The sequence below is a fragment of the Rahnella sp. CFA14(1/10) genome, assembly GCF_004195095.1.
Lineage (GTDB): Bacteria > Pseudomonadota > Gammaproteobacteria > Enterobacterales > Enterobacteriaceae > Rahnella > Rahnella perminowiae.
In genome coordinates this window covers 146,486-166,408 of sequence record NZ_SEWS01000006.1, presented here as the reverse complement: position 1 = coordinate 166,408, position 19,923 = coordinate 146,486, and the positions used below count along the sequence as shown (strand labels likewise).

Sequence of the window (19,923 nt, the reverse complement as noted above, 5' to 3'; positions counted from 1 at the left end):
GATGCTTCAATATTAATTATATCGTTAATTAATTACAAGTCAGGATCTCATTCATGACGACAATAAATTCGGCACCAGGCGAGGTAGTGCAACAGAAGCCTTCGATAAAGCTGCTGTTCTCTGCGCTGATGCTGGTGATGTTGCTGGCCGCACTTGACCAGACGATAGTCTCCACCGCGCTGCCGACCATCGTCAGTGAACTCGGCGGGATGGAACAGCTCTCGTGGGTGGTGACCTCATATCTGCTGGCCTCCACGATTGTGGTGCCGCTGTACGGTAAGTTTGGTGATCTGCTCGGCCGCAAAATTGTGCTGCAAACGGCGATTATCGTGTTTTTGCTCGGTTCCGTATTGTGCGGACTGGCGCAGAACATGACTCAGCTGATCCTGATGCGTGCTTTACAGGGGCTGGGCGGCGGCGGGCTGATGGTGGTCAGTATGGCTGCGGTCGGTGATGTGATTCCGCCTGCAGAGCGCGGTAAATATCAGGGGTTATTCGGCGGTGTATTTGGCCTTGCGACAGTTATCGGGCCGCTGATTGGCGGTTTTCTGGTTGAGCATATTTCATGGCGCTGGATTTTCTATATCAATCTGCCGCTGGGGATCTTCGCCCTGCTGGTGATTGGTGTGGCCCTGAAATCGCAGACCGCGCGTATCCGCCATGAAATTGATTTTCTCGGTGCGGGTTATCTCGCGGCGGCGCTGACCTGCATTATTTTGTTCACCAGCGAAGGGGGCACGGTGTATCAGTGGTCAGATCCTCAGCTGTGGTGCATTCTGGCGTTCGGTATTGTGACCCTCGGTGGCTTCATTTATGAAGAGACGCTGGCGGCAGAGCCGATTATTCCGCTGGGCCTGTTCCGTGACCGTACGTTCCTGCTGAGTTGTGCAATAAGCTTTATTATCGGTATGTCTCTGATGGGGTCGATGACCTTTCTGCCGCTGTATTTGCAGGTGGTGAAAGGCTCGTCGCCGTCACAAGCCGGGATGCAACTGTTGCCGCTGATGGCCGCGCTGCTGGTCAGCTCGGTTATCAGCGGACGTCTGATTAGCCGCATCGGGCGCTACCGCATCTTCCCGATTATCGGGACGTTGCTGAGTTTTGCCGGCATGGTGTTGCTGGGCTTTCTGAAAGTCAGCACACCGGTGCATATGTTGTATCTCTATATCGGTGTGCTCGGCCTCGGGCTGGGCATGGTGATGCAGGTGCTGGTGCTGGCGGTGCAAAATGCGGTGTCGATGAAGCAGATGGGGGTGGCAACATCCGGGGTGACGCTGTTCCGTTCTATCGGTGGTTCCATCGGCGTGGCAATGTTTGGTGCGATTTTTACCCATGTGCTGCGTGATCAGCTGGGGGCATTGATCCCCGAAGGCACGGTGCTTCCGCGCTCGCTGGGTGCGCAGGCGGTGCAGGAATTACCGGCCGCCATCCGTGCTGATTATTTGCAGGCCTTTGGCTCGGCGTTGCACTCGGTGTATCTGATTGCCGCGTGCGTGATGGTGCTGGCGTTTGTCCTGTCGCTGTTACAAAAAGATGCTGTGCTGAAGAAATAACCGGCCATACTCCCTGTGATTTGCACTAAGCTTTGCCCTTTACGGCGTTGAAATGGCATGGAAACCAGCAACGCCGACAGGGATATCATAAAGGGGATCCGCTATGCTGTTTCGCCGTTTCGAGCGAATGATCGACATCTTCCGTGAGGCACCGGCCGTTAAGCCGCCGGATCAGGTACTGCCTTTCTATGTTTATTATCTGCGCCAGGTCTGGCCGAGTTTCGCTATTTTACTGGTGGTGGGGCTGATCGGTGCGCTGATCGAAGTCTCGCTGTTCAGCTATCTCAGCCAGATTATCGACCTGACCAAAGACACCCCGCCGGGCAGTTTTTTCACCGACCATAGGGGCGAGCTTCTCTGGATGGCGGCGGTCGCGATGATCCTGCGGCCGGTATTTATCGGGCTGCATGATTTGCTGGTTCACCAGACCATCAGTCCGGGCATGACCAGCATGATCCGCTGGCAGAACCACAAGTATGTCCTCAAACAGAGCCTGAACTTTTTCCAGAGCGATTTCGCCGGACGCATTGCCCAGCGCATTATGCAGACCGGTAACTCGCTGCGCGATTCGGCGGTGCAGGCGGTGGACGCCATCTGGCATGTGGTCATTTATGCCGCCAGTGCATTATTCCTGTTTGCCGAGGCGGACTGGCGGCTGATGATCCCGCTGATTATCTGGATTTTTGGCTACGGTATCTGTCTGCGTTATTTCGTGCCGCGCGTGAAACAACGCTCGGTGCAATCATCGGAAGCGCGTTCAAAGCTGATGGGTTGTATCGTCGACGGTTACACCAATATCACAACGCTGAAACTGTTCGCCCATACGGATCTTGAGCAGAAATACGCGCGCGAAGCGATCACTGAACAGACCGAGAAAACCCAGCTGGCAGGGCGCCTGGTCACGGGGATGGATGTGTCGATCACCACGCTGAACGGGTTGCTGATTGTCAGCACCACCGGTCTGGCTCTGTGGTTGTGGACGCAGTCGCTGATAAGCGTCGGGGCTATCGCGCTGGCGACGGGTCTGGTTATTCGTATCGTGAATATGTCCGGTTGGATCATGTGGGTGGTGAACGGTATTTTTGAAAATATCGGCATGGTACAGGATGGGCTGCACACCATTGCGCGGACGCTGACGGTAACGGATATTCCGCAGGCGAAAGCGCTGAAAGTGGATCAGGGTGCGATCCATTTCGATCATATTGAATTTAACTATGGAAAAGAGAATGACGGCAAAGGTGGCCGGGTGATCCCGAATCTGGATCTGGCGATTCGCCCCGGCGAGAAGATCGGTCTGATCGGACCGTCCGGTGCGGGGAAATCCACACTGGTCAATCTGCTGTTGCGTCTTTATGACATCGACGGTGGCCGTATTTTGATTGATCAGCAGAATATTGCGGAGGTCACTCAGGAAAGCCTGCGCGCCCAAATCGGTATGATCACGCAGGACACCTCACTGTTGCACCGTTCAATCCGCGATAATCTGCTTTATGGCAGACCGGGCGCGACGGAAGAAGAGTTGCAGCGGGCAATCCGTCAGGCGCGTGCCGATGAATTTATCCCGCAGCTTTATGATTCACTGGGCAGAACCGGGCTGGATGCGCATGTCGGCGAACGCGGCGTTAAACTTTCCGGCGGGCAGCGTCAGCGTATTGCGATTGCCCGTGTATTACTGAAAAACGCCCCGATCCTGATCATGGATGAAGCCACGTCGGCGCTGGATTCCGAAGTGGAAGCGGCAATCCAGGAAAGTCTGGAGACGCTGATGGGCGGCAAAACGGTGATTGCGATTGCACACCGCTTATCGACCATCGCCAAAATGGATCGTCTGGTGGTGCTGGAAAAAGGACAGATTGTCGAGACGGGTAATCACGCCGAGCTGCTGGCGCACGGTGGTCTTTATGCGCGCTTATGGCAACACCAGACCGGCGGTTTTGTCGGTATGGATTAAGGCCGCACTTAACAGACGTCGTGCCGGTAGGGCAGCACTTCACGGGCTTCATCGGCCCAGCGCTGCACGGCGGCACGTTCTTCCACCAGAAAATCCTCCACGGCATCGCGCAAACCCGGATGCCGTAAATAGTGCCAGGAGTCGGTGATCACCGGTTCAAAACCGCGCAGCAGCTTGTGTTCCCCTTGTGCCCCCGCGTCGAAACGCGCCAGTCCGCTGGCAATCGCATATTCCATTCCCTGATAAAAACAGGTCTCGAAATGGAGCCGGTCAAATTCCGCTACACATCCCCAGTAGCGGCCATAAAACGTATCGCCGCTGATTAAGCTGAAGGCCATCGCCACGTCGCGGCCGTTTTGCTGAGCAAACACCACGCGGATAGCCTGCGGCATTCTTTCCGCCAGCAGGCTGAAAAAAGTGCGGGTCAGATACGGCGACTGGCCGCGAACTGCATAGGTATTGCTGTAACAGGCATAGACGAAATCCCATTGCGCTTCTGTGACCTGCGCACCTTCCCGCCAGACAAAATCGATTCCTTGTGACGCCACCTGTTCCCGCTCTTTGCGAAACTGTTTGCGCTTACGCGACGTCAGCGCGTCGAGGTAATCCTGAAAATCCCGGTAGCCACGGTTTTGCCAGTGATACTGCAGGCCCTGACGGTGCTGCCAGACCGCCTGATCGCCCATCAGCCGGTTGGCGCGTTCGTCAGTAAAATTAATATGCGCACCGGTCAGGCCATTCTCTTCCAGATAATCAGGCAATGTCTGTAACAGATTGATCACCGCCGATTCCTCACCCAGCAACCTTGCGCCGGTCACCGGGCTGAAGGGTACGGCGCCCAGCCATTTCGGGTAATAAGCAATGCCTGAACGCTGGCAGGCATCTGCCCAGCCCTGATCAAACACATATTCGCCATAAGAATGGTGCTTGCGGTAGCCGGGAATGGCGGCGCAGATTTCGCCGTTTTCCTGCCAGAGAAGGTGCTGCGGACGCCAGCCGGAATGTGGCCCCAGGCTGCCGCTGTCTTCCAGCGCGGATAAAAATGCATGGCTCAGGAAAGGCTGCTGCGCAGGCACCAGCGCATCCCACTGTGCGGCAGGACAATCGGCCAGACGGTTTAACGTAATAACAGACATCAATTATTCTCGCTGTGGCGTAAAAGAGAAATCGGTTAACTGTCGTTCAGGCAGGGGGATATTACGGCAGAGGTGAAGACAACACTATAATAAGACTTAAGTCGATGATTTATCATCCGGAACATTATTTACAAATGTTCCGGATGTTTTAATTAACTGGCTCTGACTTCAGGGTTATCAGACAGCGAAATAAAAGCGCCGCTTTTCGCATCGAAAGCTTCGATAGAACCCGATTCAATATCATAAACCCAGCCGTGCAGGGTAATTTCCCCTTTCGCCAGCGCGACGGCAACGCAAGGGTGTGTGCGCAGGTTACTGAGCTGGGCAACGACGTTCTGGTGCACCATACCGTTGACGCGGGCCTCGGGGTTTTCGTGTTCGACGGATTCATTGATGGCTTTCGCGGCATCGGAATAACGCAGCCAGTGGGCGACTGCCGGCATGTGATCCAGACAGGTGCAGTTCGCAATAGCGCTCATTGCGCCGCAGTTGGAGTGCCCGCAGATCACGATATCTTTCACGCCCAGCGCCATGACGGCATATTCTACCGTGGCGGAAACGCCGCCCGGTTCCGGCCCGAATGGCGGCACAATATTACCGGCATTACGGATAACAAACAGTTCGCCCGGTTCACGCTGCGTGACCAATTCCGGCACTAGCCGGCTGTCAGAACAGGAGATAAACAAGGTTTTAGGATTTTGGTTTAACGCGAGTTTTTTGAATAAGTTAGAGCGTTGCGGAAACGCTTCTTTCTGGAATCTGAGGAAACCTTCAATGACGTCTTTCATAGGGGAATTCCATGTATTTCAATGCCAGTGAGTCTGCCACGAAAAAAAAGCCAGATCAATCAGACGAAATATCAACACTATTTACAGGGAAATAAGCGGGTGCAAAATAATATCATTTACCGGGGATAAAATTTCACATTCTGTTTTTTTAATGCCATACCTTTATCTCAATGCTATTCGTCCCCATATTTCTTCTACCCCCTCAGTGAAGGAGTCTGTATGACAATCGAATACGCTATTTTCGGTGGCGGCTGTTTCTGGTGTACGGAAGCGGTGTTCAAAGACGTCATCGGCGTGGAGTCGGTGGAAAGTGTGTACACCGGCGGGCGTCGTCCGAATCCGAATTATGAACAGGTTTGCACCGGCACGACCGGCCATGCGGAAGCCATCCGTGTAGGGTTTGACCCGGAAAAACTGACCTACGGCGATTTACTGGATATCCATTTTGCGACGCACGATCCGACCCAGCTTAACCGTCAGGGGAATGATGTCGGTACGCAATACCGTTCAGCGATTTTCCCGGCTAACGACCAGCAAAAAGCAGAGGCGGAAGCGGCAATACTGCGTGCGCAACATGATCACAGTGATCCGATTGTCACCAGCATTGAACCGCTCGGTGAAGTCTACGTGGCCGAGGGTTATCACCAGAATTACTGGGATGGCGCAGGACAGCAGAACCGTTACTGCATGGCGGTGATCCCGCCGAAACTGCAAAAATTGCGCAAGAGCTTTGCGCAGCGGACGAAATCTTTGCAAAAGTAATCACGTTTCTGGCCGTTTTATCGGCTCAGCCAGCACATTCTCTGTGCTGGCTGACGGCGTTTAATCCCGCCTATTATTCTTCCGGTAATACGCCCCCTTTTGCCCAATGTGATTTTGGTATTTCAGTGATTATCACATCCACACTTTCAGGCTTACAGTTAAGCGTTTCTACCGCCAGGCGGGTCACTTCACGGGCAAAATTGCGTTTTTGTTCAGCAGTGCGGCCCGGCAACATTTCCAAACGGATCATCGGCATAGTAAATCCTTCGTTATTAGGCCCTCACGACGGGGGCAAAATCTATTCTACGGAAGGATTGAGAAGAATAAAGACGTGAAAAACAAAAGCCGGAACCTCTGTTCTGGCTTTTGGCTCCCTCAGAATCCGTAGCGGATTGCATCCTTACTTTGCTGCATCAGCGCATCGATTTTCTCAGAATATTGCTCCAGCCCTTTGCCGTCACCGGCTTCAGAGCACTGACGTCGCCGGGCATTGTAGGCTTTCATCAGCTGAGCCTGGGCAAACCCGGGTTTGCCATAACAGGCCATGCTTTGCTCCCAGCAGGCAATGGCCGCGTCCAGATCCTGCTGTTCCTGATACTGTTTTCCCAGTTCATTAAGTGCTTTCGCCGACGCCTGCGGCGGCATCTGTTGCGCTAAAATTTGTCCGATGCGTGTGTCCAAACTTTTATCCATAAGAAGGCTCTCCGGTTTGCTTAGTGGAAGAAGTTAAGAATGTGGCCGAATACCAGCCCGACGCTGATGACGTCTGAGTCACTGAACGTCACGTTCGAGAAGCCGAACTTACCCAGCAGCGGCAGCAGCAACGCAGGCAGCAGGGTGATAAACAGGCCGTGGAAGATGCCGCCGATAATTGCGCCGCGCCGCCCGCCGACAGCATTGCCGAAGATGCCCGCTGTGCCACCCGCGAAGAAGTTGGTCAGCATGCCCGGTAAAATCATCGCCAGCCCGAGGCTCGGAAACAGGAACATGCCGATGACGGAGCCAATGGTGGTGGAGATGAAGCCGATAATGACGGCGTTCGGTGCATACGGAAACAGCACCGGGCAATCGAGTGCCGGAATGGCGTTCGGGACAATGCGCAGGGCGATGCCGCGAAATGCCGGTACGATTTCCGCTAGCAACAGGCGGACACCCGACAGCAGAACATAAACGCCGACCACAAACTGAATGGATTGCAGGAACGAATAGACCAGATAGTTGACGTTATTGGCGTAAGGCGCGACGACTTCCGGCCCTGCGGCAATCGCCGGGATCAGGTAAATCGGGATCATCACCACCATCATCGACAGGTAGGTGTCCTGCAGAAAAGAGAAAGATTGCGGCAGCTCGAAATCTTCGGTGCTTTTACTGACATCGCCGGTGATTTTCGCCACACCCGCCTGCACGATATAACCGATGGTGCAAAAATGGCCGAGTGCAATGTCATCGGAACCGGTGATTTTACGCACGATCGGCTGAGCCAGCACCGGCATCCCGACGGCCATAATGCCCGCAATAATGCCACCGGTCAGGATCAGTTCCGTACCGCGCAAACCGCCCATATACCCGATAACGGAACATACCGTGGCCATCCACAGGGAGGCCTGTCCGGTGAGAAAGATATATTTGAAACGGGTCAGGCGGGCAATCAGGATATTGACGATAAACGCCAGAACCATAATTAATGCGGTTTCACGCCCGAGGGTTTGCTGTGCGATACCGGCAATAGAACCGACGTCGGTAACAATCCCGCGCATATGAAACCCTTTCTGGAATATTTCACCCAGAAAGGTCAGGGCATTAACAATAATACTTGCACCGGAAAGCAGAACCAAAAAACCCAGAAGCGTTTTTAATGTGCCGGTAATAACTTGCCCGGTGCTTTTCTTTAATGCTATCAGACCAATCATGGCGATCAGTGATATTAATATTGATGCCTGGCCTAATACATCATTGACAATAAAGTGAAGGAAAGACATAAGCGTCCCCTGTAGAGTTCACGGTAATTGTTCTGTTGATTTAATTTATACGTATTGTGAATTAAGACAGCGTGTTATTACGTGGCCAGATGCCCCATCTCCTGAAGAATAGGCGTCAGCTTGGTCTTTATTTCATTTTTATCCACCAGTCGTTTCAGATAAATAATATTGGCATTAATGGTGTAATGCTGAAATTGCGATCTGAAATTCTCGCCGGTCATAATAATGTCAGCTCTTGAAGACGTGGCGCTGGAAATATCACAATGTGATAAATCGGCTTCCACACCCAGATCCTTCAGTGCCGCTTCGATACTCATTTCACAGGCAAAACTGCTGCCCAGACCCGCACCGCATACCGCCAGGATTGATAGCTTTTTCATCATTTTTCCTTACGTTCTTTGTAGGTGTTCATAAAGGGTTATGTTTATCTTTTTCACTTCACGTCTAAAACTGCCGGATAATCTCTAATGCTTCCTGTTTGTTTTTACTGCGTTTTAATCGTTCCGCTGCCTCGTCATCGCAGAACAGATGGGAAAGGCTGGCAATCATTTCGATGTGCGAATGGCTGTCCACCGCGGCCAGCGCGAAGATAACGTAAACCGGATCATTACCTTCACTGCCAAACTCAACGCCTTCTGAAACAATGACCAAAGACAGTGCCGTCCGGTTAACCCCTTCTTCAGGCCGGGCGTGTGGCATCGCAATACCTTCGCCCAAAACATAATAAGGTCCGATCTCCCGGTGCATATCATATATAGCCTGAAGATAGCGATTTTCCGCTGCGCCCGAATCAATTAACGGTTGTACGGCAACTGCTACTGCACTTTTCCAGTCATCTGTTTTGCTAATGATTTGCGTGTTGTTTTCATTAATCCAGTCGCTTAACATAATACCTCTTCATATGAATAGGGTCTTTTCTCAGTATGATATTTAATTAAAATAAAAACTGTGATCTGTCCAATCCTATTAGCCATCAATGAACGATAATAATTTCAAACAACCTGAAAGAATGAATGATAGTAGAGGGTTAACAATATCCCGATATCAGAATTAACTTACTTTTCCAGTAAATAAATATTTCCTTTGTTCAGGTATTTATTGGAGTTGTGTGTGGAATGCATTAATTATCCACGTATGAATATCAACAATGTTCACAGGCTTATTTTGTCCGATAACATTCTGGTCCACAGAATACACTGGCCCTGAGGTTATTGGTCGTGCATTTCCGGCGAGAATTTTTAATTCGGGAATATATTCTGCCCCGACATGTCCCGGTAAACGTTCGCCCAGTCGTGAGGAAAATCGTTCGGCCGCACGTTCAGCATCAATCTGGCACCAGATTTCCACAACCTGTGATGCGCCCGCCCGTTGCAGATAATCCTGCAATACCTCTTTGGGCTGAAAACCAAACCACGCATCGACAATAAAAGTGCTGCCCTGAGGCGCGCCGCCGATGATGTCCCAGATAACCTGATAACTTGCCAGCCCGAGCACGCGGTTAAAAGGACGGTCAACATTCTCTAATCGCTGAAGAAATGGGTTTTTAATGCCATCAAGCGACAGTTGCAGCCAGCCGCTGTATGCAGAAAGCTCAACGGCGAGTCGGCTTTTACCTGACGCCGGGATCCCGTTCACCAGGATGACGCGTTTGCCGGTAAAGCCATTTCGTGAGGCGCTTCTGTTTTCAGACATGTTCCACCTGTTGTGTCTGGTTGTGTGCCGGTGCATGGAAATGCTGCTCAATGACGGCCTGAAGTTCGTTCAGACGCGGTACAGCCAGCGATTCCAGACGGGATTTTGTCGCATTGCGGTCCAGTGAGATGCAGTCTTTCCACAATGATCGGCCTGCGATAACGCCTGATGCGCCTTCGCTCATGGCATCCGCCACTTGTTTGAGGAAGGTGGAATGGTCAACGCCCGCAGAAAGCACGGCCCACGGCACGTCACCCGCGAGTTTCGTGATGTCAGCACAGGCTTGTTTTGAGCCAGGATAGGGCAGTTTCAACACCTTAGCCCCGCATTCCAGACAAATCTTCGTGCCGCCATAAATCAGAGACGGGACTTTTTCTTTATATTCTTCCCCGGTTTCGTTGTCGAGTTTATAGGTCAGGAACTCCACCACCAGCAGCAGGTCTTCGCGGGCGAAATCTTCAATGCACTGGCGCAGAATATCAATGTTATGACGGTTTGCCGCTTCCTGATCGGAACGCAGATACACCATGATTTTACCGCCGGTCGCGCCGAGCTCACGCACACGACGCGCATCGACATTCTCCACCAGCCGTGACAGACGATAACCTTCCGGCGAATTATCCCAGCCTGATGCATCCAGGCCAATCAGCAGCGCGGTGTCGCGGGCAATGATGCCGTTGTCCACCAGTTGCGGCACGGCACAGACCGGATCGACCAGTACGCAGGAGGCTTTGCTGGCAAGATATTGCGTGATGTCGGCTTTAATCAGCCCGAGTTCGTGCTCTGAAATGGCAGATTGTTGTTGCGGATCGCTGGCGAGCAGGCTGCGCATGGCGCCGCGCTGGTCACAGGCGATCACCATCATTGCGCCATTTTTACCGCAAATCTGCTGATAGCTGCGTAATTCTGAGGTGGACATTTTTGACATGGAACTCTCCTTTGCGTGAAATTTATTACAGATGAAAAAATCTCGATTACACTGGACGTTCTGTGTTTACCCCCTGGATAAACGGGGTGGAAAATCGCGTAACATGCCGTATTACAAGGGTTGAAGCCCGATCCGGCACATTGCATTTTTACAGGTGTTGCGCAATAATCCCTCAATCGACGATTTGAGTGTAATTCATTACTGAAAGGAATTTCAAGCTGAAAGAGCCAATTTTGCAAGATATTGCAGCAACGCGTGCCATGATGCATCTGGTAGCGAAGCTGCATTACGAGTCTGATATGTCTCAGGTGGAGATTGCACGCAAGCTGGATGTGTCGACGGCAACCATCTCCCGGTTGCTGAATAAAGCCCGCGCGGCGGGGATTGTACGCATCGAAGTGGTGGGATTATCTTCACCGGAAGACATGACGGCAGATCTGATAAAACGTCTCGGGCTCAAACAGGCGTATGTTGTGGATGCGCCGCCGGGCAATGTGCTCGGCGCACTGGCGACGCCGCTGGCTTCTCTTTTACAGGACGCCGGTTTAGGGGCGGGATCGGTGCTCGGTATTGGCTGGGGAAGGGCGGTGCGCGAAGTCACGCTGGCCGGTATGCCTCGTCTGCCGGGGATCATGACCGTGGCGCTCAACGGCGGTATGCAACAATCTGCGCCGCATTTTCAGATAACCGAGTTCGTGCGCCGCGCGGCGGAACAGATGGAAGGCACGCCGTATTTCCTGCATGCCCCTTATCTTTCTTCTGCGGAATTGCGTGATGCGTTTCTCTCGGACCCGAGTGTGCAGGAAATCATTTCATTGTGGGACAGGCTCGATGCGGCGATTGTCGGTGTGGGCCTGACGCATACGCCGAAGCCGAGCGAATCCACCACCGCGACACCCGGCGAGCAGGCGCTGAGCGATGCCGCAGGCGATGTGCTGCGCCATTACTTCACGGGAACGGGCGAGTTATTGCACTGGGAAGGCGAGGAGCGAATGATTGCGGCCTCGGTTGAACAGTTGCGCAAAACGCCGCTGACTATCGGCGTGGCGGCAACGCCGGAAAAAGCGGCAGGGATTATCGGTGCCGTGCGTTCAGGCATGATTAATTCATTAGTGACGGACGTGAATACCGCACAGGCGATTCTGGATAGACTGCCGGTAGTCTGACGGCTGCTTTGTTAAAAGAAGTGCTTAAAACAGGCTCAAAAGAAAAAGGCATTCCTTTGCGGGAATGCCTTTTCGTTTCTGCGGATGACGTTGTTTACCGCTGAGCAGTACCGGTCAGGAATGCCAGTAAATCGTCGTTCAGCTGATCCTGATGCGTCACAGCAAAACCATGCGGTGCGCCTTCATAGATTTTGAGCTCTGCGTTTTTAATCATTTCTGCTGCCAGTTTGCCTGTGGCTTCGAACGGTACTATCTGATCCGCGCTGCCGTGAATAACCAGCGTCGGTACGGTAATTTTCGCCATGTCCGGGCGGAAATCCGTTTCAGAGAAGGCCGTAACACAATCAACAGTTCCTTTCAGCGACGCCATCAGTGCAATGTTGAGCGTCTGCGTCATCACGCCATCAGAAACGGTCATCCCCTGATTGGTGCCGTAGAACGGTGTCGCAAAATCGCTGATGAACTGTGCACGGTCTTTCAGTAAACCGGCTTTGATACCATCAAATACGGATTTATCCACACCCTGCGGATGATCATCCGTTTTAATAAACAGCGGTGTGACCGCACCCAGCAGGACCAGGCGGGTGACGCGTTCTGAACCGTAACGGCTGATGTAACGGGTGACGTCGCCGCCGCCCATGGAGAAGCCGACCAGCGTCACGTCCTGCAAATCGAGATGCTCAATCAGATCATTGATATCAGAGGCGAAAGTGTCGTAGTTGTAACCTTCCCATGGTTGTTCTGAACGGCCAAAACCACGGCGATCAAAAGCGATAACCCGGTAGCCGCGATCGGCCAGGAAATTCATCTGGCTGTCCCACATATCAGCATCCAGCGGCCAGCCGTGACTGAATAATACCGGCTTACCTTTACCCCAGTCTTTAAAATAAATTTGAGTGCCGTCTTGTGTATTGAATGTGCTCATTTATAGATTTCCTCAGCGATTATTTTGCAGGTTTTATACGGGTCGTGTGTTGTGTTGAAAACAACATTAGGCGTGGCAGGGAAATATTGATAACAGGATGTTTTTGATAAGTTGTTAAAAGATTTTGTTGTTCCTATCGCGCTGAAATTAATGGGTATTATCGGGCATATAGAGAGGGTAATACCTGTCAAAAAAATCTGAACAAGTTGCCAAATTCTTTCCGCTATCCGCTTTTAATGTCCTGACCTATTGTTAATTCCAGCAGCACAACAGCACGACGTTAAATACAAACACTCAATCTAACAATGCACTCTGAGAGGAAATGAAAATGTCTAAATTCGATCTGCTGGACCCACAGAATTCCACCCTGATTTTCATCGACCATCAGCCACAAATGTCCTTCGGCGTTGCGAATATCGATCGCCAGCAGCTTAAAAATAATACGGTCGCTCTCGCTAAAGCGGGCAAAGTTTTTAACGTGCCGGTGATTTACACCTCGGTCGAGACGGAAAGCTTCAGCGGTTATATCTGGCCGGAATTACTGGCGGTGCATCCGGATGTGAAACCGATTGAGCGTACCTCAATGAATTCCTGGGAAGACGCAGCATTCGTGAAAGCCGTTGAAGCCACAGGCCGCAAAAAACTGATCATCTCCGCCCTGTGGACCGAAGTGTGTCTGACATTCCCGGCACTGATGGCGCTGAAAGAAGGGTATGAAGTGTACGTGGTGACCGACACCTCCGGCGGCACCAGCGTGGACGCTCATGAACGTTCCATTGACCGTATGGTGCAGGCTGGTGCAGTGCCGGTGACCTGGCAGCAAGTTCTGCTCGAATACCAGCGCGACTGGTCACGTAAAGAGACATACGACGCCGTTATGGATCTGGTGCGTGAACACAGCGGTGCTTACGGTATGGGTGTCGATTACGCCTACACCATGGTGCACAAAGCCCCGCAGCGTAAAGCGTAACCTTCTTCATTTATCCATTAAGCCGGAACCGTGCTCAGGCGGGTTCCGGCAGGAGAGACATCATGCGTCATGCCCCTGTTTCCCGCCTGTCGGCACCTGTTATCCCTTTCGCGGTCATCCGCTGGTTGGCCCTGCTGGCCTTATGTGCCGCGTATTTGCAGGGCGGCATCGTCAAACTGTTCGATTTTCCCGGCGCGATTGCCGAGATGCAACATTTCGGTTTGTCACCGGCCGCGCCCATGGCCGCTGCGGTGATTGTGCTGGAACTGGCGGCTTCGGCACTGATTCTTACCGGACGCTTTCGCCGGGCGGGTGCGCTGGCGCTGGCGCTGTTCACTTTCAGCGCCAATTTTATGGCAAATGCCTTCTGGCAGGTGTCGGGACAGGAACGCGCCATGATGATGAACGGTTTCTTCGAGCATATCGGGCTGGCCGGCGCTTTTATCTATGTTGCCTGGGATGACCTTAAGGGGCGGGTATGAGCCAGAATGCTGTTGCGACCGGCGGCGCTTTTTCACCGCTGAAACAAGGATTATTTGCCACGATTTGGGTGGCAACCATTCTCGGTAATACCGGCAGTTTTATGCGTGATGTGGCCAGCTCGTGGTTAGTCACCGGGCTGTCATCAAACCCTGCGGCGGTCGCGCTGATGCAAACCGCAGCAACCTTGCCGATTTTTTTGCTGGCGATCCCCGCGGGTGTGCTGTCCGATATTCTTGACCGTCGCCGCCTGCTGATTTTTGTTCAGTTGTTGCTGGCAGGCGTCAGCGGAACCTTGCTTCTGTTGTCACACAATAATTTGCTGACCGTGGAATACCTGGTAGCACTGACCTTTATCGGCGGTATCGGTGCCGCGCTGATGGGGCCTGCCTGGCAGGCGATTGTGCCGGAACTGGTGCCCCGTTCAGATTTGAGAAATGCCGTCGCGCTGAATTCACTGGGGATCAACATTGCCCGGGCGGTGGGTCCCGCTGGCGGAGGTTTGCTGCTGGCCAGCCTCGGTGCCGGTGCGGCTTACGGCGCAGATGTCATGAGCTATGTTTTTGTCATCGGCGCATTGCTGTGGTGGAAACGTCCGGTTAAAGCGAAAAATGAGTTATCGGAGCACTTCCTGGGTGCGTTCCGTGCAGGGCTGCGATATGTCAAAGCCAGCCGGGAACTTCACCGCGTGCTGCTGCGTGCCGCGATTTACTTCGCTTTCGCCAGCGCCATCTGGGCGATGTTGCCGCTGATTGCCCGCAATATGTTGCACGGTACTGCCGGATTCTACGGTGTTCTGCTTGGCGCAGTGGGCGTCGGCGCGATTTTCGGTGCGCTGCTGTTGCCCCGTTTACGCCGGAAACTGAGCGCTGACGGACTGGTGCTGCTTTCCGCCTTACTGTCCGCCGCCGTCATGTTGCTGCTGGCAACATCACCGGAAAAATGGCTGGCCGTGGTGCTGATGGTGGTATTAGGGATTGGCTGGATTATCGCGCTGACCTCCATGAACGGTGTGGCGCAGGCGGTACTGCCTGACTGGGTGCGTGGCCGCGGGCTGGCAGTGTACCTGATGGTGTTTAACGGTGCGATGGCAGCGGGCAGTTTGTTCTGGGGTTTAATTGCCCGGGAAACCGGTCTGGTCGGGGCGCTGTTACTCGCCGGCAGCGGATTAGTTATCGCCGCGCTGGTATGCTGGCGGCTGAAATTGCCCGCTGGCGAGGCGGATTTACAACCTGCCGGGCACTGGGATAATCCGGTCGTGGAAGGGGATGTGCAGGGCGATCGCGGTCCGGTGATGATCCAGATTGAATATATGATTGCACAGGAAGATCGTCCGGCGTTTCTGGCTGAAATCCGCAAACTTTCGCTGGCACGCCGCCGTGACGGGGCTTATGCGTGGGGGATCACCGAGCACAGCGATGATCCGTTGCGTCTGGTGGAATGGTTCCTGGTGGAATCCTGGCAAGAGCATCTGCGTCAGCATCAGCGTGTGTCGCATGCCGATGCCGATTTGCAAAGCGAAGTGACACGTTATCACCGTGGAGAAAATAAACCTCAGGTACATCATTACCTTTCGGTACGTTAGTCGCAGTACAAAGCCGCATGATGCGGCTTTTTTTATTCCAGGCTATACACCGCTGCGATACCGTCGAAATTCTGTAAGTTTTCGCGCCACCACATGGCGGCATTGCCGGTGGCATTTTCGTTCCAGGCCATAAAAGCCTGATCGCGACGGGTTTCGGTATCGAGACGACGCTCCACCAGCGCACCGCTTTCGAGATGCGGCGTGGCCAGATAACGTGGCAAATAGCCACAACCCAGCCCGGCAATTTGTGCGTGAACTTTGGCGTTAAAATCATGAACGCTCAGCATTTTCTGTTCATCAAGCACGCGTAAGTCAGCCCCTGTACCGTGGCGGGACGTGTCGTGAACCACCACCGCGCGATACTGACGGATTTGCTCACGCACCAGCGGTTCCGGCAGTGAGGCGAGCGGGTGATGCTTTGCTACTGCAAACACATATTCCAGCCAGCCGATCGGGCGGTATTCAATGCCGCTGCGCGTCACCGGCTCCTGCACGGCACCGAATACGATGTCGGCTTCGCCGTAACTCAGCGCTTCCCAGCAACCCGCCAGTACGTCGTGGCGGAACAATAACTGGGTGTGCTGATGTTCTGCGTAAAAACGGTCGATCAGCGGCGCAAGCAGCGCGAACGGGACGGAAGCATCGACGCTGATGGTCAGTTTGCTTTCCCAGCCGCTTTCGACGTACTGCGCCTGTTGTTCCAGCTCACTGACGGCCCGCAGCAGTACGCGGCCTTTTTCCAACATCAGACGGCCAGTGGGTGTGAATGTCGCGCGGTGGCCTGAGCGGTCCAGAAGCTTGATATTCAGATCACTTTCCATTTTCTGCACGGTATAACTCAGTGCAGAAGCGGTTTTAAACAGTCTGGCAGCCGCAGCGGCAAAAGTGCCGTGTCTGTCCAGCGCATCCAGGATCAGCAGCGCTTCAAGGCTTAATCGCATTATTTTCCCCACCCCAAAAATTGTTTAACAACAACCCAAAATATTTCCGTTATGAATGACTGTATTGATTTCGTATCGTTCATGAATATAACGCAACATTCAGTTAACCAGAACAACGGTTAATGAGAAGGAATATCTGATGACTTATCCGCACCAACCTGACCACATTACTCTGGTGATAACCCATGGCGTACGGCGGGATAAGCTGACGGAATATGAATCCTGGCTGGAGAAACTGATGGCCGATGCGGCAAGTTTTACCGGTTACCAAAGTGTAAAAATCTTGCGGCCGGTTCATGGGGAAACTATCTACACCGTGCTGGTCCGTTTCGATAACATTGATAATCTTTACCAGTGGATACAATCCGGACAGCGGGAAAGCCGTGAAAAAACCTTAGCTAGCCTGCTGAATGGTCAGGAATATATAGAGCTGCGTACCCAGGCGTAAATCCTGACGTTCAATATTTACACAAGATTTTTCCCCCAAAGGTTGAAGGCTGTATAAATCCCCAGTATTATCCGTCTGTTTTTTATACGGCATTTTTTGTTTTAGAAAAGTTTCAAAAAAGGTGTCAGAGAAAAGTTATCAGAGAAAAACAGGTCAGCTATTTTGTGGAATCCCGAGAAAGAGCTTTTTACCGAGCTCTATCAGTACCCTGAGCATCTTCGTCATACCTTAGAAAATTTGCCCAACCGCAGCGGCGTGTATATTTTTTACGGTGATGATAATGCCTTTCCGCTGTATATCGGTAAAAGCGTGAATATCCGCAGCCGGGTCATGTCGCACTTCCGCAATCCTGGCGAAGCCAAACTCCTGCATATGACCCGTGATATTGAATTTATTGAAACGATCGGGGAAGTCGGCGCCTTATTGCTGGAATCTGATCTGATCAAAACCCGGCGACCTTTGTTTAATAAGCGTCTGCGCACTGCCCGTAAGCTGTGTTCCATCCGGCTTCAGGGGCTGACGGCCAGCATCGTTTTCAGCGATGATGTGGATTTTTCGCACAGCGAAGACCTGTTTGGGTTGTTTAAAACCAGGATGTCGGCAGTCGAAAAGATCCGTGAGATCGCCGATCAGGAAAAGCTATGTTACGGCACGCTGGGGCTGGAAAAGCTGTCAAAAAATCGCGCGTGTTTCCGTTTTTCGCTGGGCAAGTGTGCCGGTGTCTGTTGTGGCAAAGAATCACAGGAGGATCATCAGGCGCGCCTGCGGGAAGCACTCAGCGCCCTGAAAATTCGTAGCTGGCCGTATCCGGGACGGATTGCGATCGCCGAAGAAGCCAACGGACTGACCGATTATCACGTCATTAATCACTGGTTTTATCTGGGGACAGTGAAAACGCTGGAAGCCGCCAAAGCCTTTGATACTGCTGTGCCGCATTTTGACCGCGACAGTTATAAAATCCTCTGTAAGCCGTTATTCGAGGCCGACAGCCCGAAAGTGATTTTGCTGGACTGACATCACTACGGTGATAACCGGCTGTGTTCTTTGCTTCCTGCAGTGTAAATAGCGCTATAAAAAAGGCCGGGGATCATAAGATCCTCAGCCTTTTGTTTGCCGGAGATAACACTTTTCCGGCAAGAGCATGACGCGATCAGCGCATGGTCACAAACTCTTCCGCACCGGTCGGGTGGATAGCGACGGTATTGTCGAAGTCTTTCTTGGTTGCGCCCATTTTCAGTGCGACCGCAAAGCCCTGCAACATTTCATCCATGCCATAACCGATGCCGTGGATGCCAACGATTTTCTCTTCCTTACCGACACATACCAGCTTCATGCGGCATGGCTGACGGTGTTGCGTGACGGCGGTATACATGGCGGTGAAGGCTGATTTGTAGACTTTTACGTTGTCTTCGCCGAACTGCTCTTTCGCCTGCGGTTCGGTCAGCCCGACCGTGCCGATTGGCGGGTGGCTGAACACCACGGTGGCGATGTTGCTGTAATCCAGATGTTCGTCCGGCTTGTTGTTGAACAGGCGTTCTGACAGGCGACGACCGGCGGCAACAGCCACCGGGGTCAGTTCAACCGCACCGGTGTTATCACCCACGGCGTAAATGCCGTTTACGCTGGTATTCTGAAACTTATCGACGACGATGTAACCTTTATCGTTGGTTTTCACGCCAGTCGCTTTCAGGTTGAAGTTGTCAGTTTCCGGTTCGCGGCCAATCGCCCAGACCAGGCTGTCGACAACAAATTCCTGGCCATTTCCCAGCTTCAGCGTCAGGCTGCCGTCGGCATTTTTCACCACTTCTTTCGGAATGGATTCTTTATGCAGTGCCGGACCTTCGGTTTCCATCACTTCTACCAGCGTCTCGACGATCAGCGGATCGAAAGTCCGCAGCGGTGCATGTTTACGCACGAACAGATGCGTTTCGGCACCCAGTGCGTTCATCACACCGGCGATCTCCACCGCGATATACCCTGCACCGACAACCGCAACGCGTTTTGGCATTTCGGTCAGATCGAAGAAACCGTCTGAATCGATGCCGTATTCTGCACCCGGAATATCCGGATGGCTCGGACGTCCGCCGGTGGCGATCAGAATGTGATCTGCGGTGATCTGCTCACCGTTCACTTCAACGGTATGATCGTCAACGAAACGGGCAAAACCTTTGATCACATCCACGTTATTTTTGCCCAGTACGTTGTCGTACGAGGTGTGGATACGGTCGATGTAAGCGGTACGGTTGGCGACCAGCGTTTTCCAGTTGAAGCTGTTAACGGTGGTATCAAAACCGTAATCCGGGCCGTAGTTGCGGATCGCTTCTGCGATTTGCGCGGCATGCCACATGACTTTTTTCGGAACACAACCCACGTTGACGCACGTGCCGCCAAGCTCTTTAGCTTCGATCAGCGCACATTTTTTCCCATACATGGCTGCACGGTTGATTGATGCGATACCGCCGCTGCCGCCGCCAATTGCCAGATAGTCATAATGTTTGGTCATCGTTTTATCCGTAAGTTGTGAAAAATGGAGACACTGATACAGCGTCATTAATCTCAAAATTTGGCTAAGAGTTTAACGTGTTGTGGAAAAGATTGGATCAATGATTGTGATAGGTT

The 19,923-nt window shown here is 52.6% G+C and carries 21 protein-coding genes; 9 read left to right on the top strand and 12 right to left on the bottom strand.

Annotated features, from left to right (window positions below; all coding sequences use genetic code 11):
• Positions 1-53 precede the first annotated feature (53 nt).
• Together EVX52_RS13730 and EVX52_RS13725 are read left to right on the top strand one after the other, a co-directional pair.
• A complete protein-coding gene (locus EVX52_RS13730; protein ID WP_129991496.1) occupies positions 54-1,553 on the top strand; it encodes an MDR family MFS transporter in 1,500 nt (499 codons plus the stop codon).
• A gap of 103 nt (positions 1,554-1,656) precedes the next feature.
• Positions 1,657-3,504 carry an ABC transporter ATP-binding protein gene (locus tag EVX52_RS13725; protein WP_129991495.1) on the top strand — a complete coding sequence of 616 codons (1,848 nt, stop codon included), beginning with the start codon at positions 1,657-1,659 and terminating at the stop codon, positions 3,502-3,504.
• Between the two features lie 8 nt (positions 3,505-3,512).
• Here the strand turns inward: EVX52_RS13725 and EVX52_RS13720 are convergent, their stop codons facing one another.
• Entirely contained in the window at positions 3,513-4,640 is a 1,128-nt protein-coding gene (locus EVX52_RS13720) for a GNAT family N-acetyltransferase (protein WP_129991494.1), read from the bottom strand.
• 152 nt (positions 4,641-4,792) lie between these two features.
• On the bottom strand, positions 4,793-5,428 hold the full coding sequence (locus EVX52_RS13715; protein ID WP_129953883.1) for a carbonic anhydrase: 636 nt from the start codon (positions 5,426-5,428) through the stop codon (positions 4,793-4,795).
• A 219-nt stretch (positions 5,429-5,647) separates the two neighbouring features.
• On the opposite strand from EVX52_RS13715, the gene msrA reads away from it, so the two are divergent.
• A complete protein-coding gene (gene msrA / locus EVX52_RS13710; RefSeq protein WP_129953882.1) occupies positions 5,648-6,190 on the top strand; it encodes a peptide-methionine (S)-S-oxide reductase MsrA in 543 nt (180 codons plus the stop codon).
• Between the two features lie 73 nt (positions 6,191-6,263).
• On the opposite strand, the gene EVX52_RS13705 is transcribed toward msrA, so the two are convergent.
• The 7 genes from EVX52_RS13705 to EVX52_RS13675 all read right to left on the bottom strand — a co-directional run bounded on the left by EVX52_RS13705 (position 6,264) and on the right by EVX52_RS13675 (position 10,789).
• A complete protein-coding gene (locus tag EVX52_RS13705) occupies positions 6,264-6,446 on the bottom strand; it encodes a 4-oxalocrotonate tautomerase (RefSeq protein ID WP_129991493.1) in 183 nt (60 codons plus the stop codon).
• A 119-nt stretch (positions 6,447-6,565) separates the two neighbouring features.
• Positions 6,566-6,883 (bottom strand): hypothetical protein, encoded by a 318-nt coding sequence (locus EVX52_RS13700; protein WP_205951598.1) that lies wholly within the window; start codon positions 6,881-6,883, stop codon positions 6,566-6,568.
• 20 nt (positions 6,884-6,903) lie between these two features.
• Positions 6,904-8,169, bottom strand: coding sequence for a PTS sugar transporter subunit IIC (locus EVX52_RS13695; RefSeq protein WP_129953880.1), 1,266 nt, complete (start codon positions 8,167-8,169; stop codon positions 6,904-6,906).
• Positions 8,170-8,246: 77 nt separating this feature from the next.
• Positions 8,247-8,549 (bottom strand): PTS sugar transporter subunit IIB, encoded by a 303-nt coding sequence (locus EVX52_RS13690; protein WP_047606432.1) that lies wholly within the window; start codon positions 8,547-8,549, stop codon positions 8,247-8,249.
• Positions 8,550-8,613: 64 nt separating this feature from the next.
• Positions 8,614-9,057 (bottom strand): PTS sugar transporter subunit IIA, encoded by a 444-nt coding sequence (locus tag EVX52_RS13685; RefSeq protein WP_129991492.1) that lies wholly within the window; start codon positions 9,055-9,057, stop codon positions 8,614-8,616.
• A gap of 207 nt (positions 9,058-9,264) precedes the next feature.
• Positions 9,265-9,861, bottom strand: coding sequence for an AAA family ATPase (locus EVX52_RS13680; protein WP_129953877.1), 597 nt, complete (start codon positions 9,859-9,861; stop codon positions 9,265-9,267).
• Positions 9,854-10,789 carry a tagatose-bisphosphate aldolase gene (locus tag EVX52_RS13675; RefSeq protein ID WP_129991491.1) on the bottom strand — a complete coding sequence of 312 codons (936 nt, stop codon included), beginning with the start codon at positions 10,787-10,789 and terminating at the stop codon, positions 9,854-9,856. Before EVX52_RS13675 ends, EVX52_RS13680 begins: the two co-directional genes overlap by 8 nt.
• Positions 10,790-11,022: 233 nt before the next feature.
• On the opposite strand from EVX52_RS13675, the gene EVX52_RS13670 reads away from it, so the two are divergent.
• Positions 11,023-11,955, top strand: coding sequence for a sugar-binding transcriptional regulator (locus tag EVX52_RS13670; protein WP_129953875.1), 933 nt, complete (start codon positions 11,023-11,025; stop codon positions 11,953-11,955).
• A gap of 94 nt (positions 11,956-12,049) precedes the next feature.
• Here EVX52_RS13670 and EVX52_RS13665 read toward each other — a convergent pair whose 3' ends face one another.
• Positions 12,050-12,880, bottom strand: coding sequence for an alpha/beta fold hydrolase (locus EVX52_RS13665; RefSeq protein WP_129991490.1), 831 nt, complete (start codon positions 12,878-12,880; stop codon positions 12,050-12,052).
• A gap of 328 nt (positions 12,881-13,208) precedes the next feature.
• Between EVX52_RS13665 and EVX52_RS13660 the strand changes: the two genes are divergently transcribed.
• The 3 genes from EVX52_RS13660 (at position 13,209) to EVX52_RS13650 (ending at position 15,915) form a co-directional block, all read left to right on the top strand.
• Positions 13,209-13,850 (top strand): hydrolase, encoded by a 642-nt coding sequence (locus EVX52_RS13660; protein ID WP_129953873.1) that lies wholly within the window; start codon positions 13,209-13,211, stop codon positions 13,848-13,850.
• Between the two features lie 62 nt (positions 13,851-13,912).
• Entirely contained in the window at positions 13,913-14,332 is a 420-nt protein-coding gene (locus EVX52_RS13655) for a DoxX family protein (protein WP_129953872.1), read from the top strand.
• Positions 14,329-15,915: an MFS transporter gene (locus EVX52_RS13650; protein ID WP_129953871.1), complete on the top strand. Its 1,587-nt coding sequence runs from the start codon at positions 14,329-14,331 to the stop codon at positions 15,913-15,915. Before EVX52_RS13655 ends, EVX52_RS13650 begins: the two co-directional genes overlap by 4 nt.
• Before the next feature lie 32 nt (positions 15,916-15,947).
• On the opposite strand, the gene EVX52_RS13645 is transcribed toward EVX52_RS13650, so the two are convergent.
• On the bottom strand, positions 15,948-16,856 hold the full coding sequence (locus EVX52_RS13645) for a LysR family transcriptional regulator (RefSeq protein WP_129991489.1): 909 nt from the start codon (positions 16,854-16,856) through the stop codon (positions 15,948-15,950).
• 139 nt (positions 16,857-16,995) lie between these two features.
• Here EVX52_RS13645 and EVX52_RS13640 point away from each other — a divergent pair, with 139 nt between their 5' ends.
• Both EVX52_RS13640 and cho read left to right on the top strand, forming a co-directional pair.
• Positions 16,996-17,304, top strand: a complete 309-nt coding sequence (locus EVX52_RS13640) for a transporter (RefSeq protein ID WP_129991488.1) — start codon at positions 16,996-16,998, stop codon at positions 17,302-17,304.
• Between the two features lie 162 nt (positions 17,305-17,466).
• On the top strand, positions 17,467-18,318 hold the full coding sequence (gene cho, locus EVX52_RS13635; RefSeq protein ID WP_129991487.1) for an excinuclease Cho: 852 nt from the start codon (positions 17,467-17,469) through the stop codon (positions 18,316-18,318).
• Between the two features lie 136 nt (positions 18,319-18,454).
• On the opposite strand, the gene gorA is transcribed toward cho, so the two are convergent.
• Positions 18,455-19,807, bottom strand: coding sequence for a glutathione-disulfide reductase (gorA, locus tag EVX52_RS13630; protein WP_129991486.1), 1,353 nt, complete (start codon positions 19,805-19,807; stop codon positions 18,455-18,457).
• Positions 19,808-19,923: the final 116 nt, after the last annotated feature.

Coding starts and splice junctions, on each gene's coding strand:
- EVX52_RS13730 (WP_129991496.1), top strand. CDS start 54: ATGACGACAATAAATTCGGCACCAGGCGAGGTAGTGCAACAGAAGCCT.
- EVX52_RS13725 (WP_129991495.1), top strand. CDS start 1,657: ATGCTGTTTCGCCGTTTCGAGCGAATGATCGACATCTTCCGTGAGGCA.
- EVX52_RS13720 (WP_129991494.1), bottom strand. CDS start 4,640: ATGTCTGTTATTACGTTAAACCGTCTGGCCGATTGTCCTGCCGCACAG.
- EVX52_RS13715 (WP_129953883.1), bottom strand. CDS start 5,428: ATGAAAGACGTCATTGAAGGTTTCCTCAGATTCCAGAAAGAAGCGTTT.
- msrA (WP_129953882.1), top strand. CDS start 5,648: ATGACAATCGAATACGCTATTTTCGGTGGCGGCTGTTTCTGGTGTACG.
- EVX52_RS13705 (WP_129991493.1), bottom strand. CDS start 6,446: ATGCCGATGATCCGTTTGGAAATGTTGCCGGGCCGCACTGCTGAACAA.
- EVX52_RS13700 (WP_205951598.1), bottom strand. CDS start 6,883: ATGGATAAAAGTTTGGACACACGCATCGGACAAATTTTAGCGCAACAG.
- EVX52_RS13695 (WP_129953880.1), bottom strand. CDS start 8,169: ATGTCTTTCCTTCACTTTATTGTCAATGATGTATTAGGCCAGGCATCA.
- EVX52_RS13690 (WP_047606432.1), bottom strand. CDS start 8,549: ATGAAAAAGCTATCAATCCTGGCGGTATGCGGTGCGGGTCTGGGCAGC.
- EVX52_RS13685 (WP_129991492.1), bottom strand. CDS start 9,057: ATGTTAAGCGACTGGATTAATGAAAACAACACGCAAATCATTAGCAAA.
- EVX52_RS13680 (WP_129953877.1), bottom strand. CDS start 9,861: ATGTCTGAAAACAGAAGCGCCTCACGAAATGGCTTTACCGGCAAACGC.
- EVX52_RS13675 (WP_129991491.1), bottom strand. CDS start 10,789: ATGTCAAAAATGTCCACCTCAGAATTACGCAGCTATCAGCAGATTTGC.
- EVX52_RS13665 (WP_129991490.1), bottom strand. CDS start 12,880: ATGAGCACATTCAATACACAAGACGGCACTCAAATTTATTTTAAAGAC.
- EVX52_RS13660 (WP_129953873.1), top strand. CDS start 13,209: ATGTCTAAATTCGATCTGCTGGACCCACAGAATTCCACCCTGATTTTC.
- EVX52_RS13655 (WP_129953872.1), top strand. CDS start 13,913: ATGCGTCATGCCCCTGTTTCCCGCCTGTCGGCACCTGTTATCCCTTTC.
- EVX52_RS13650 (WP_129953871.1), top strand. CDS start 14,329: ATGAGCCAGAATGCTGTTGCGACCGGCGGCGCTTTTTCACCGCTGAAA.
- EVX52_RS13645 (WP_129991489.1), bottom strand. CDS start 16,856: ATGCGATTAAGCCTTGAAGCGCTGCTGATCCTGGATGCGCTGGACAGA.
- EVX52_RS13640 (WP_129991488.1), top strand. CDS start 16,996: ATGACTTATCCGCACCAACCTGACCACATTACTCTGGTGATAACCCAT.
- gorA (WP_129991486.1), bottom strand. CDS start 19,807: ATGACCAAACATTATGACTATCTGGCAATTGGCGGCGGCAGCGGCGGT.